Here is a 13,381-nt window from a genome sequence, read left to right as displayed (position 1 = left end):
GCAACCCTCCTCGCCGCGCAGGGGGCATGCTAGTGTTTGCAGCAAGTGGGAAAATGCGTTAAACAGCCAGCTTCAGCGTTATTGATGCGGTTATGGAACCAGTGAACCACAGCACAGCCCTGCTTGATACGATTTGCCTTCCGGCGGACCTGCGGAAGCTGGAGGAAAGCCAACTGCGCCAGGTGGCGGACGAACTGCGCCAGGAGACGGTGAATGCGGTGGCAACCACGGGCGGGCATCTTGGCGCGGGGCTCGGTGTGGTGGAACTGACGGTGGCGCTGCATTACCTGTTCGATACACCGAAGGACAAAATCATCTGGGATGTGGGGCATCAGGCCTATCCGCACAAGATTTTGACGGGGCGGCGCGACCGCATCCGCACCATCCGCAAAACAGGCGGGCTCTCGGGCTTCACCAAGCGGAGCGAGAGCGAGTATGACCCGTTCGGCGCGGGGCATAGCTCCACCTCCATTTCCGCAGGTCTCGGCATGGCCGTGGCGCGGGATTTGAAGGGCGAGGATTTCGAGGTGATCGCCGTGATCGGCGATGGGGCGATGAGCGCGGGCATGGCGTTTGAGGCGCTGAACAATGCCGGGGCGCTGGGCAGCCGGCTGATCGTGATTTTGAACGACAATGACATGTCGATCGCCCCGCCTACTGGAGCAATGAGCGCCTATCTGGCGCGGCTGGTCTCTTCCAAGCCGTATCTGCATCTGCGCGACATTGGAAAACATCTGGTGAGCAAGATGCCGCAGCCGCTGGCCCGCCTGGCCCGAAAGGCCGAGCATTATGCGCGCGGCATGGCCATGGGCGGCACGATGTTTGAGGAGATGGGCTTTTATTACGTGGGGCCGGTGGACGGGCATAACCTGGACCATCTGCTGCCGGTGCTGAAGAATATCCGCGACCAGAAGGAGAGCGGGCCGGTGCTGGTGCATGTGGTAACGCGGAAAGGCCATGGCTATGCGCCGGCGGAAGATGCGGCCGATAAATACCACGGGGTGGCGAGTTTCGACATCCGCACGGGGCAGCAGAGCAAAACGGCCTCCAAGGCGCCGAGCTACACGAATGTGTTCGCCAACAGTCTGATACAGCTGGCGGAGAAGGACAAAAGCATCGTCGGCATCACGGCGGCCATGCCGAGCGGCACGGGGCTGGACAAGTTTGCAGAGAAATTTCCCGAACGCTGCTTTGATGTGGGCATCGCCGAGCAACATGCGGTGACCTTTGCCGCGGGCATGGCGTGCGAAGGATATAAGCCGTTCGCGGCGCTTTATTCCACCTTTCTTCAGCGCGCGTATGACCAGGTGGTGCATGATGTGGCGATTCAGAAACTGCCGGTGCGCTTTGCCATTGACCGTGCGGGGCTGGTGGGTGCGGACGGGGCGACCCATGCGGGCGCATTCGATACCGCCTACCTCACCTGCCTGCCCAACATGGTGGTGATGGCCGCGGGCGATGAGGCCGAGCTGGTGCGCATGGTGGCCACGGCGCATGCGATTGACGACCGGCCTTCCGCATTCCGTTATCCGCGCGGCGAAGGCATGGGCGTGGCCCTGCCCACTTTCCCCGAGCCGCTGGAAGTGGGCAAAGGGCGTATTCTGCGCGAGGGCACGGATGTGGCGATGGTGAATTTCGGCGCGCGGCTGGTGGATTGTCTGGCAGCGGCCGAACAGCTCGCCCAGCAGGGTATCTCCGTTACGGTTGCGGATGCACGTTTCGCCAAGCCGCTGGATACGACGCTGATCGACCAGCTGGTGCGTCATCATGGCGCATTGGTGACGGTGGAAGAGGGTTCGGTCGGTGGGTTCGGCGCGCATCTGGCGAATTATCTGGCTTTTTCCGGCGCACTGGATAAGGGCCTGAAACTCAGGCATCTCAACCTTCCGGACCGTTTTCAGGACCATGCGAGCATGGATGTGATGTGGGCGGAAGCCGGGCTGGATGCGGCATCCATTGCCAGCACCGTGACGACGCTTGCCAAACAGGCCGGAAAAAAGGCCGCATAAACCGCCCAACCTGCGGTAAGACATTAACCTTTCGTCAACTTCTCGGCCCTAAAGCATTCATAGGACTGTCAGAAAACTGTCATGCATGGGTGATAGCCTGAAACAAAGGGATGTCGCTACAGGATATGACCTATGGATGACTTCAGTTTACTGGTTCTGGACCTTTCCTTCTGCATGGCGGTGTTATCGGCTTGCATATATCTGTGCCAACCGATGCCAAAGCCTGTTAGGGTGAAAAACAGAATCCGTAATCGCCACCATTGATTTTTGAGTTCCAGCCACGAAAGGTACCGTCATGAAAGAAGTAATCCTCCACACCGCTGAATATGCCAAAGCGCGCCTGTTCAGCAGCGAAAAAGCCTACACCGCCGCAACGTTTGCCGTTGCCGCCCTGTTTGCCACCTTCGCCCCGGATATCGCCGCCCATGCCCAGACGACGGCATTCGGCACCGGCATCTGCGCTGCCGTAAAAATCGTGACCAGCGACGCTGGTAAAGCCGTGGCGACCGCCGCCATCATCACCATCGCCATCGGCGCGCTGCTCGGCCGCGTGTCCTGGGGTATGGCCGTGATGATCGCCGCCGGTATCGCCGGTACGTTTGCTGCTCCCCAGATTGCCGAGTGGGTTGCTTCCCAGAGCGGTGGCACGGGTGGCGGCGGGTTCTGCGAATAAGCAGCGCCTTAGGCACACCCTTATGCGGTATGTGGCAAAAGCCAGTCAATTGATTGTCGTGCTTGCGCTTGCGCTGCTGGTTTTTCCCAGCAGCGCATTTGCGCAATCAGGTGCTGCGCTGATGGAGGTGATCTGTAAGATCGTTTCCCTGACGCAGAATGACATCGGCAAGCCACTGGCAACCGCGGCCATTATCTTCCTTTGCTTCATGGGTATGTTCGGCCGCATCTCCTGGGGGCTTATCCTGGTGACGGTGTGTGGCATCGTGATTGTGTTTCAGGCATCCAACATCGTGACCGCCGTGACCGGCCTCACCCCGAGCTGCGGCACCACCGCAGGCGGCGGCGGTGGAGGTGGTGGTGGCGCCACTGGCGGCAGCACTGGTTAGGACGTTTGAATTATTAGCCGCCGCACTGGTTTTTTAAAGTTTTTGCTGCATAATCGTCGCATCTATCAAGCAGACCAGGCACCATGGCAAGCGCAAAGAAAAAACCCGCCAGTACTCAGAAGAAACGCACCGGTACGCAGGCGCGTTCCAAATCCCGCCAGCAGCAGGCGCAAACCAAGCCGGACCCGCGCAGCAACGACAAGCGCCAGGATGTGCCGGTCTCTGATTTTATTCCCTATGCCTGCCATTTCAACCCGCACACGCTGCTGACCAAAAACGGCGAGCTGCTGCAGATCATCAAAATTGTTGGATTCACGACCGAGACGGTGGGTAAGAAAAAGATCAAGCTGCGCGATGCCGTGCGCGAGGCGGTGTTCGACAGCATCCCCGACGACAGTTACGCGCTGTGGTTTCACACCATCCGCCGCCGCAAGAGCCTGGACCCGGGCGGCAATTTTCCCGCCGGGCTGCCGAGCTACGTGAACCGCCGCTGGTGCGAGCAGCATGACTGGGAAAACAAGTTCATCAACGAGCTTTACATCACCATCGTGCGCGAGGGGCAGGAGGTCGGCATCAGCCACCCGCTGAAATTCGCGCGGGCGCTGTGGCCGTCCAACCACCGTCGCTACCGCGAGGATTTCCTGTTCGAGGCCTATGCCGAGCTGGAACAGACGGTGCAGGGCATGCTCTATACGCTGGAGCAGTTCGGCGCACGCCGCCTGAGCCTGGAAGAACGCGACGACGCCTATTGTTCCGAGCCGATGGAATTTTTCAGCAAAATCATCCATCTGGAAAATAACGACCTGGCCGTGCCGGAGCAGGATATCTCCTCCTGCCTCGGGGATTCGGTGGTGGGTTTCGGCTATAACCTGTTTGAGGTGCGTAGCCAGCAGGGGCGGCATTTCGGCGCGATGCTCACCATCAAGGAATATCGCGAGCTTAACACCAATGTGCTGGATGAGTTCCTTCAACTGCCGCAGGAAATGGTGATCACGCAGTGCGTGGATTTCGTGAACCCGGATGCGGTGAAGCGCATTTATGATTACCAGCAGTCGATCAACAAGATTTCCGGTGACGATGAATTCGCCGAGATATCCGGCCTGAAGGACGTGATCGAAAGCGACCGCGGCCGCATCATCGATTATGGCGAGCAGCAGCTTTGCATCATGCTTTCGGGTGAGAGCATCGGCGAAGTGGAGCAATCGGTGGCGCGCACGGTGAACGGGCTGCACCGGCTCGGCATCGTGGTGATGCGTGAGGATGTGCGGCTGGAGGAGACCTACTGGTCGCAGCTGCCGGGGAATTTCGAGTTCATCACGCGTCTCAGACCTATCAATATTGCCCGCATCGGGGGGTTTGCCTCGCTGCATAACTTCCCTGCGGGCCAGGCTGTGCGCAACCATTGGGGCGCGGCGGTCAGCGTGTTTTACACGGCGTTCGGCACGCCATATTTCTTCAATTTCCACACGGGTGATAACGGGCACACGCTCATCATCGGGCCTTATGGCGCGGGCAAGACGGTGCTGCTCAATTTCCTTTGCTGCGAGGCGCAGAAATTCTCGCCGCGCATGTTGATTTTCGACCATTCGCGTGCGTCGGAAATTTTCATTCATGCGCTGGGCGGGCATTATTTCCACCCGATTCAGGATACCAAATCCGGCCGGTTGAAGCTGAACCCGCTGCTGCTGAACGACACGCCGGAGACGCGGAACTTCTGGGCGGAATGGCTCTGGTCGCTCATGACCTACCGCAACGACGAGCTGAACGAGGCGGAGGTGGCGGCGCTGATGGATGTGGCCGGGCGTATCGGCGGCATGCCCAAGCCGCAGCGGCGCTTGTATAACATCGCCCTCGCTCTGCATGAGACGGGCCACACCCGGCTCGGCCAGCTGCTGATGCCCTGGTGCCAGAACGGCCCGCTGGCGCATGTGTTTGACCATGAGACGGACAATTTGCCGATGGATGAGCGCACGCTCGGGTTCGACATGGCCGAGGTGCTGAAGGAAAGCGAAGCGGCCAAGCCGATGCTGCTTTACATGCTCTTCCGTCTGCATATCAGCCTGACGGGCAAGCCGACGATTGTGGTGTTCGACGAAGCATGGCAGCTGCTGGACAATAACATATTCACCAGCAAAATCGGCCCGTGGCTGGAAAAGTTCCGCGCGCGCAACACGATGGTGATTTTCGCCACCGAAATGCCGGAGGTGGCGGGCGCCAGCCGCATCAGCCCCGATATCATGCGCCACATCGCCACCGAGATCTATCTGCCCAATTCCGACCCCGGGGCGAGTTATACGCAGGTGTTTGGCCTGAATGACCGCGAGATTGCGCTGCTCAAGAAAATGAAACGGGAGTTCCGCCACTTCCTGCTCCGCCATAATGGCGAGGCCGTGGTGGGCGAGCTGAACCTGACCGATATGGAAGATGTGCTGTGCGTGCTTTCCGGCACGCCGGACAACCTGGCGCTTTATCACCGCGCCGTGGCGGAGGCGGGCGACAACCCGGCGGAGTGGCTGCCGGTGCTGCAGCATTATGCCATGGAGCGTGCCGATTCGGGGGCGAAGGAAGCCGCATGAAAATGAAGTTTCTCATGATCGCTGTGATGATGGGATTGTGCTTAATGGCACCAGCCATGCCTGCCTATGCCGTCAATGATGCCGGCGGCGGCGGCGGCAGTGCACCCACGACCAACAGCGTGGCAGGCGGCATTCGTAACGATTCACAGCAATGCAATTCCGCGGGCAGCATCAGCTATGACGGCTGTACCGTCCATCTTACCGCCTGCTGCGACCCCTCCCCTTACATGGTGGGCGGCATTCGCGGCGTGGGCACCACGGCGGAGGCCAACACACCCGTGGGCGCGGCGGATTTTGAGCGTACCATCCAGGTGGTGCCGCGCATCTTCTCCTCCGTCACCTGTCAGGTGGAATCCCTCATGGGGCAGGTGTTCGGCACGCTCTGGTGCAGCATTCGCGACAGTATCAAGGCGCCGCTGGCCGCAGCGTTGATGCTTTATGTGGTGATCACGGGCATGGTGTTCACGCTTGGGCTCAGGCCCATGAAAGTATCCGACCTGGCGATTGCCGTGTTCAAGATGTGCATGGTCTGGTTTTTTGCCACCGAGGCGGATTTCGCCATCGGTATTCTCTACCGGTTTTACATGTATATGCTGAAAGACGGCATCGCGCTGGTGCTCTCGGCGGGGTTTGGCGATTCGGCCCATGGTTCGGGCTATATCATGCATAACCTGGATTCACTGTTCTCGCAGGTGTTTCAGACCAACCCGCAGGCGAACGAGACACGCGCGGGCGGCGCGGTGATGGCCATGCTGGCGATGGTGAGCGTGCCGGTGGTGGGCCCTATCCTCGGCCCGGCCATCGTGGGGGTTTCCATCATGACCTTCATGGTGTTCATCCGCACCATTCTTTCCTACCTTATTTCCATTACCGGGCTGGCGTTCTTCCTTTCGCTCGGGCCTATTTTCCTCGGGTTTGCGTTGTTCCGCCAAACACAGAGCGTATTTCAGAACTGGCTGACGCAGATCATCTCCTTCTCGCTGCAGCCGGTGATCATCTTTGCCTATCTGATGATGATTGAGGCCTATATGCCCAACTTCATCGGCGACATGGTGGTGGTGGACAAGGTGGTCGGCGTGTCGGACGTTCAGCCGGACGCCAATAACGCCAACCCCGGCGGCACCAACATGACGGCCAATCTGCCGCAATTCGTCATCCGCCGTTCGGGTACGGATGTAGGCAATACGGAATCGGATTATTTCGACCCGCAGATGGTGATGTCGGGCGATCTGGGCGCATTGATCAGTCTGCTGGGCTCTGTCGGCGGGATGGCGCTGCTGAATTTTGCCACGGTGAAGTTTCTGGAAATGGTGCCCAACCTCGCCCGTCAGCTCACCTCGATGGGCGGACGCGCGCTGAAAGTGGGCGGCGGGGCGGATGACCGGAGCTTTGGGCGAGGTATTCGCGCGCCGGGGGAAAATGCACTGCAAAACACCATGGCGCGTATCCAGAGCCTTTCCAACCAGGGGGCGGACCAGAATACCATCACACGGGAGGCGGTGCGAAGTTTCGTGGGCGATTTCGCCAGCCGCTTCACGCCTTCTGGCTCCAGCTGGCAAAGCCAGTGGTGGGGCGGCAGCACCTACAATCCCGACCGGGGCTTTGGCGGCAGCATGGGGCGTGTGGTAGAGAACTCCGAGCGCACGGCGCGTGCCAAGGATCTTGGCATTGGCCTGCCCGGCGTGGGGCTGACCAATGAACAGGCGACCGTGATGCGCACCAACAATATCGGCGGCAGCCTGGTGACGGCTCAGGATGCGAACACCGGTGTTTTAACGCTGCGTGACGGGCGACGAATCGACTCATCGGGCAGCATCATTCCCGCACAAAGGCAGGGCGGCAATCAACCGCTTGCCTAACCTCATTGAAAAACCTGGCCGCTTACCCCATATGGGTAAGGTATTTTCATGAGGTATGACCATGAACACGCTGAAAACATTCATGCTTATGGCGGGGCTTACGGCCCTTTTCGCCTGGCTTGGCTCGCTGCTCGGCGGGCAGCAGGGCATGCTGATGGCGCTGGCGTTTGCCGCCGTCAGTAACGGGATTGCCTGGTGGGGCTCGGATAAGCTGGTGCTTTCCATGTACCGTGCGCAGCCGCTGAATGAGGGGCGGCTTTATGCGCTGACCTCCCAACTGGCGGCCAATGCGGGGATTCCCATTCCCAAACTTTACCTGATCCCCGGCGCGCAGCCCAATGCTTTTGCCACCGGCCGCAGCCCGGAGCACGGCGCCGTGGCGCTGACCGAAGGGCTGGTGGAAATGCTGAACGAGCGCGAGCTTTCCGGCGTCATCGCCCATGAATTGTCGCACATCAAACACCGCGACAGCCTGACCATGACGCTGACGGCCACACTGGCCGGGGCGCTGGGGTATCTGGCGAATTTCTTTTTCTTCTTCGGCGGCAACCGCAACCGGGAGGGGGCCAACCCGCTGGTGGCGCTGGCGGTGATGATCCTCGCCCCCATTGCGGCCATGCTGGTGCAGATGGCGATTTCCCGCACGCGGGAATATGAAGCCGACCGCGCGGGAGCGGAAATCAGCGGGGACCCGCTGGCGCTGGCCAGCGCGCTGGAAAAGATCGACGCCTATGCGCGCGGCACGCTCAACCCGATTGCCGAGGCCAACCCCGCCACGGCGCACATGTTCATCATCAGCCCATTGAGCGGGCGCGGCGCGGATAATCTGTTCGCTACCCATCCTTCCACCGCCAATCGCATCCGCGCGTTGCAGGAAATGGCGCAGAACACGCCGGTGGAGCCAAGGCGCTATGCCTTTGACCTGAGCGAGGAGGAAGTGCGCGACGCATGGAAAGGCACCGGTACCGAAGGCCGCAAGCGCGGGCCCTGGGGTTAAGCGCCGGACATGAAACGCCCCGTTGCGCAGCCGCACTGGCAGAGGCTTGCCAGACGGCTGTCCAGCTGGGAAATATCCTGCGGCGGCTGACTGATCCATGATTGCCGGTGGCTGTAGGCATTCATGATTTTCTGATAGATGCCGTGGTTCAGGTCATCGGCCAGTGCATCTCTGTAGATAAGCGCTTCGAACATACCGGCGGCATCGCCGCTTCCGGCCCAGGCTGCCAATTCCCGATCCTGCGCCATTTTCTCGAGCGCTGCGCAATGGCCGACAAAAAGGCAGGGCGCATCGCACGGGCCATTGAAGATCTCCTCCCCCTGCTCCGTCAGATGGCACATATAGCCCGGCCGGGTAAGATACAGATCGATAAAGCTTTTCAACATGCCGGGCTGGTAACGCTCGCCCCACAGGGCTTGCAGGTCGGATTCTATTTCCGGCAGGGTGAGAAGGCCCATGGGTTTATGCGGGCCGACATTGAGAAGATGGTAGATGCGCATGCCCTGTAACTGGCAGCATGCGGCGATTCACGCCATATGGCAAAATGCCGCACTTATTCGATGGCGGCGGCGGGCTTCTTCGGAGCCGGGGGGGTGGCAGGCGGCGCGGCATGGGCGGCGACGGGCGCTGCCGGAGATGCGACGGCAGGCTGTTCATCCGGCACAGGGTTTTCTTCCGGCTCGGCAATGGCGGGCTGCTGCACCACGCTGACGTAATTGAGGGTGTTGAGCGGCGCCAGTGGCTGCACGCGCACCACGCCTTCGGGGCGAATCTCCTTCACCACGCCCACCGGCAGGCCACGCGGGAACATGCCGCCCGCGCCGCTGGTGACGAGTTTCTCGCCCACTTCCAGGCCTTTCATGGAGGAGACGAAGCGAAGGGTCGGCATGTCGTTGTTGTTACCGGCGACAATGGCGTGCTGGCTGGAATGTTCGGTGATGACGGGGATTTTGGAGTAGTTGTCGGTCAGGAAAAGCACGCGGCTGCTGGTTTGCCCGACCTGAAGAATGCGGCCCACCACGCCATCGGCCGAAACGACCGCCTGCCCCTTTTGCACGCCCTGAAGCGCACCGGCATTGATGATGGCGGAATGGTGGAAGCTGCCGCGAAAATCGGTCAGCAAACGGGCGGTAAGGTAATGAGACGCCAGATGCGGCATGGAATTGAGCTGGCGGCGCAGCTCGGCATTGTCGTTGCGCAGTTCGGCCACCTCAATCTTCATGGCGCGGAGCTCTTCCACTTCCTGACGAAGTACCAGGTTTTCCTTATTGGCGGCCATGAACTGATGGAAGGAGGCAATGGCCTCTCGCACGGCCTGCATGGGGTTGCCCACGGCGGTGACCACCGGTGATGCGCCGTCGGCCAGGCTGTTTTCCAGCACACGGGCCTTGCCTTCCGGTTCACGCGCATCCAGCAGCAGAACGAAGCTGGCCAGCAGCAATACGCCCAAAAGCAGGCGATGCACGATCGTCCGCGTGGAGAGGGCCTCTGCCCGAACGGAGGCACGGTAATTGCGTTTCACTGGTGATCCAGTCACTGTCAAGGTGCATTCACCTTATCATCAATAGGTTAACAGACTTCTTCATTATCCTACCGGCAGTGAAGCAGTTTAGTCCTGCTTAAAGAGCACGTGCTTCAGCACATCCGGGTTCTCCAGCACGGAGCCGGAGCCCAGCGCCACGCAGGAAAGCGGATCGTCGGCAATGAAGACCGGCAGGCCGGTGGCGCTGCGCAGCACCAGGTCCAGGTTGCGCAGCAATGCGCCGCCGCCCGTCAGCACGATGCCCTTGTCCACGATGTCGGAGGAGAGTTCCGGCGGGGTGCATTCCAGGGCGACCTTTACGGCTTCCACGATGGCGCTGATGGGTTCGTTCAGGCTTTCGGCGATCTGGGCTTCGGAGAGGACGATCTCTTTGGGCACGCCGTTGACCAGGTCGCGGCCCTTGATCTCCATGAACTCGCCCTCGCCTTTTTCCGGCGGGCAGGCGGCGCCGATGGTCTTCTTGATTTTCTCGGCCGTGGTTTCACCGACCAGCAGGTTATGGTTGCGGCGGATGTAGGAGATGATGGCCTCATCCAGCTTGTCGCCACCCACGCGGATGGAGCGGGAATAGACAATGCCGCCGAGCGAAAGCACGGCGACTTCCGTCGTGCCGCCGCCGATATCGACGATCATGGAGCCGGTCGGCTCGGTCACTGGAAGGCCCGCGCCGATGGCGGCGGCCATGGGTTCTTCAATCAAAAACACATCGCGCGCGCCGGCGGATTCCGCGGCGACCTGGATGGCGCGACGTTCCACCGGGGTGGAGCCCGACGGCACGCAGACGATGATGAGTGGGCCGGTGAAGCTGCGGCGGTTATGCACGCGGCGGATGAAATGCTTGATCATTTCCTCGGCCAGTTTGAAATCGGCGATGACGCCGTCCATCAGCGGGCGCTTGGCGTCGATCTTTGCCGGGGTGCGGCCGAGCATGAGCTTGGCTTCGTTACCGAAAGCGTAAGGCGTGATGCGGCCGGAATCATTCACCATGGCCACGACGGAAGGTTCATTGAGGACGATCCCTCGCCCTTTTACGTAGACCAGCGTATTCGCCGTGCCCAGATCGATTGCCATGTCGTTGGAAAATGCACCCAGCATTTTGGAGAAAAAGCTCATTCAGCGCCGCCCTATTGCACTATATGTTGTGGATAGACCAGTTATGGCACAGGCTATTGTTGCTGACAATCATCAAATAGCGCCTTTTGGGCGCTATTTGATGATTGTCTTCAGTGGCTCGCGACCTCGTATACGCGCCAATTAGGCGCGGGCCCTCAATGGGCCAGTCGCGGTGCCCCGCTTTTAGCGTGCGTGTTACTTGTGCGCCAGCCAGGCGGCGATGAAGACGACGAAGATGGTGAGGGCCTGGAGGCCGACGCGCCAGGTCATGAGCTTGTTGCTGAGTTTGGCATTCAGCTTGCCGCCGATGCCCATGACGATGACGCCGCCGACCAGCACCAGCAGGGTGGCCACCATCAGGAGCATCACCAGAATATCAGCGGACATGGGGGAGCTCCAAAGGGCCGTTGCTTCATGACGGGATTCACTTTAAGCTCGCCGCCGTCAATTGTCCATGCGGAGCTGAACATGCCTGAACCCTTGCCTGCGCTGAACGGTCCGGAGCGGTTGCCCGCCAGCACGCCCACGCATCTCGTTATTTTGCTGCATGGGCTTGGGGCCGATGGCAATGATTTGATCTCGCTGGCCGATGAGTGGCGGCAATTCCTGCCCAACGCGGCGTTTATCTCTCCCAATGCGCCGTTTCCGTGCGACATGGCGCCTTATGGTTTTCAGTGGTTTTCGATGCTGGATCGCAGCGCGGAGAATATCGAGGCGGGGGTGGAACGGGCCGCGCCCATCCTGAACCAGTTCATCGACGCCATGCTGGCGCGCTTTGGGCTGGATGACGGCAAGCTGGCGTTGGTCGGGTTTTCACAGGGGACGATGATGTCGTTGCATGTGGCGCTGCGCCGCCCCAAACCCTGCGCGGCGGTGGTCGGCTATTCCGGCGCGGTGGTGGGGGTGCAGAAACTGGCCGGGGAGCTGGTCAGCAAACCGCCCATCTGCCTGATTCACGGCGATGCGGACATGGTGGTGCCGTTCGCGGCGCTGGAAATTGCGGAAACGGCTCTTAAACCATTAGGCGTTAAGGTGGATGCGCATCGACGTCCCGGCCTGGGGCATGGCATCGACCATCACGGGCTGCATGTGGGCATTGAGTTTATTGCCGAGCAATTTGGTTTAGTGGGTAAGGAAGCCGCCTGACATGAAGACCAAGAGAATACTCTGCCTCCAGCACGTGGATTTTGAAGGCGCGGGCAGCATCGCGAACTGGGCCAAGACGCGTGGTATCCCCATGGAGCATGCCTGCGTGCCCAAGGGCGGGCTTGAAAAGGCCTGGCTGGGCGAGCAGGACCTGCTGCTGATCATGGGCGGGCCGATGGGCGTGTATGAAGAGGAGCAGCATCCATGGCTGACGGAGGAAATCGGCTTCATCAAGGATGCCATCGACCAGCGGCGGAACGTGCTGGGCATCTGCCTTGGCTCGCAACTGATCGCCCGGGCGCTGGGGGCACGGGTTGCCCCGCATGCACACAAGGAGGTGGGCTGGTTTCAGGTACGGAAAAGCGACGATCACGCCCACCCGTTCAGCAACGCCCTGCCCGATTATCTGATGAGCTTTCACTGGCATGGCGACCGGTTTGAGCTGCCAGAGGATGTGAGCCATAGCGGCAGTAGCGAGGCCACTGATAATCAAGGATTTACCTATCAGGAACATGTGGTGGCGCTGCAGCACCATCTGGAAGTGACAGAGGCCGATATCCATCGCTGGCTGGCGCACCATGCGGCCCTGCCCAAAGGCCCCTATGTCCAGAACGAGACAGCCCTGTTCGCTGAACCCCACCGGTTTGAGGAGATGCAGAAGCATTTGTGGGCGGCGCTGGATGCGTGGCTGCTGTAGATATCATTAAATTTAACAGCGGCCATTATTTGGCGGGCCCTTGGTTAATTCATTAATCTTTCATATAGGGCTGTTAGGTTACGCCGTTCTGTGAAACGGTGTGATTCCGATTTAATGCTCTGCCACGCATGGCGTGGAGATTTACCTTGTGTCTAATAGTCTTAGACATTTCAGGATCTTAATGTGTCAATTTAGATGCAGAGATCCAGGTATTCCTTAGGGACGTGGGTCCAGGGAGAATAACAGAAAAATGAATAGCCGCGAAAACAACAATCCGAATAAAATAGAGTTCAACAGGTCGTTCGTTTTTGGGGTTGCGTATGGGATGATAGCACTCATGCTTGCAATCATAACCAGCCAACTCATGCTAGGTAAAGATG

The 13,381-nt window shown here is 59.9% G+C and carries 12 protein-coding genes; 8 read left to right on the top strand and 4 right to left on the bottom strand.

Going from position 1 to position 13,381, the window contains the following annotated elements; genetic code table 11:
• Positions 1–92 precede the first annotated feature (92 nt).
• The 6 genes from GC177_02395 (at position 93) to htpX (ending at position 8,502) form a co-directional block, all read left to right on the top strand.
• The gene (locus GC177_02395; GenBank protein MBI1274804.1) at positions 93–2,009 is read left to right on the top strand and encodes a 1-deoxy-D-xylulose-5-phosphate synthase; all 1,917 of its coding nucleotides are present in this window, start codon (positions 93–95) and stop codon (positions 2,007–2,009) included.
• A 295-nt stretch (positions 2,010–2,304) separates the two neighbouring features.
• Entirely contained in the window at positions 2,305–2,682 is a 378-nt protein-coding gene (locus GC177_02390; GenBank protein ID MBI1274803.1) for a hypothetical protein, read from the top strand.
• Between the two features lie 22 nt (positions 2,683–2,704).
• Positions 2,705–3,070: a hypothetical protein gene (locus GC177_02385; protein ID MBI1274802.1), complete on the top strand. Its 366-nt coding sequence runs from the start codon at positions 2,705–2,707 to the stop codon at positions 3,068–3,070.
• An 83-nt stretch (positions 3,071–3,153) separates the two neighbouring features.
• A complete protein-coding gene (locus tag GC177_02380; GenBank protein ID MBI1274801.1) occupies positions 3,154–5,646 on the top strand; it encodes a hypothetical protein in 2,493 nt (830 codons plus the stop codon).
• Positions 5,643–7,505 (top strand): hypothetical protein, encoded by a 1,863-nt coding sequence (locus GC177_02375; GenBank protein MBI1274800.1) that lies wholly within the window; start codon positions 5,643–5,645, stop codon positions 7,503–7,505. Before GC177_02380 ends, GC177_02375 begins: the two co-directional genes overlap by 4 nt.
• A gap of 61 nt (positions 7,506–7,566) precedes the next feature.
• Positions 7,567–8,502, top strand: coding sequence for a zinc metalloprotease HtpX (gene htpX, locus GC177_02370; GenBank protein MBI1274799.1), 936 nt, complete (start codon positions 7,567–7,569; stop codon positions 8,500–8,502).
• On the opposite strand, the gene GC177_02365 is transcribed toward htpX, so the two are convergent.
• From GC177_02365 to GC177_02350, 4 genes are all read right to left on the bottom strand, one after another.
• On the bottom strand, positions 8,499–9,002 hold the full coding sequence (locus GC177_02365; GenBank protein ID MBI1274798.1) for a hypothetical protein: 504 nt from the start codon (positions 9,000–9,002) through the stop codon (positions 8,499–8,501). The two genes, htpX and GC177_02365, sit on opposite strands and share 4 nt — an antisense overlap.
• A 53-nt stretch (positions 9,003–9,055) precedes the next feature.
• Complete coding sequence (gene mreC, locus GC177_02360) at positions 9,056–10,045, bottom strand: rod shape-determining protein MreC (protein ID MBI1274797.1); 990 nt, start codon at positions 10,043–10,045, stop codon at positions 9,056–9,058.
• A gap of 66 nt (positions 10,046–10,111) precedes the next feature.
• Entirely contained in the window at positions 10,112–11,140 is a 1,029-nt protein-coding gene (locus tag GC177_02355) for an MreB/Mrl family cell shape determining protein (GenBank protein MBI1274796.1), read from the bottom strand.
• Positions 11,141–11,353: 213 nt separating this feature from the next.
• Positions 11,354–11,527 (bottom strand): twin transmembrane helix small protein, encoded by a 174-nt coding sequence (locus GC177_02350; GenBank protein ID MBI1274795.1) that lies wholly within the window; start codon positions 11,525–11,527, stop codon positions 11,354–11,356.
• A gap of 99 nt (positions 11,528–11,626) precedes the next feature.
• Between GC177_02350 and GC177_02345 the strand changes: the two genes are divergently transcribed.
• Both GC177_02345 and GC177_02340 read left to right on the top strand, forming a co-directional pair.
• Entirely contained in the window at positions 11,627–12,304 is a 678-nt protein-coding gene (locus GC177_02345) for an alpha/beta fold hydrolase (GenBank protein MBI1274794.1), read from the top strand.
• Between the two features lies 1 nt (position 12,305).
• Positions 12,306–13,001, top strand: coding sequence for a hypothetical protein (locus GC177_02340; protein ID MBI1274793.1), 696 nt, complete (start codon positions 12,306–12,308; stop codon positions 12,999–13,001).
• The last annotated feature ends 380 nt before the right edge of the window (positions 13,002–13,381 follow it).

Source organism: bacterium (genome assembly GCA_016124905.1).
Taxonomy (GTDB): domain Bacteria; phylum Pseudomonadota; class Alphaproteobacteria; order Rickettsiales; family RI-342; genus RI-342.
The sequence above is the reverse complement of the archived record's forward strand: the minus strand, read 5'-3'. Positions and strand labels throughout refer to the sequence as shown.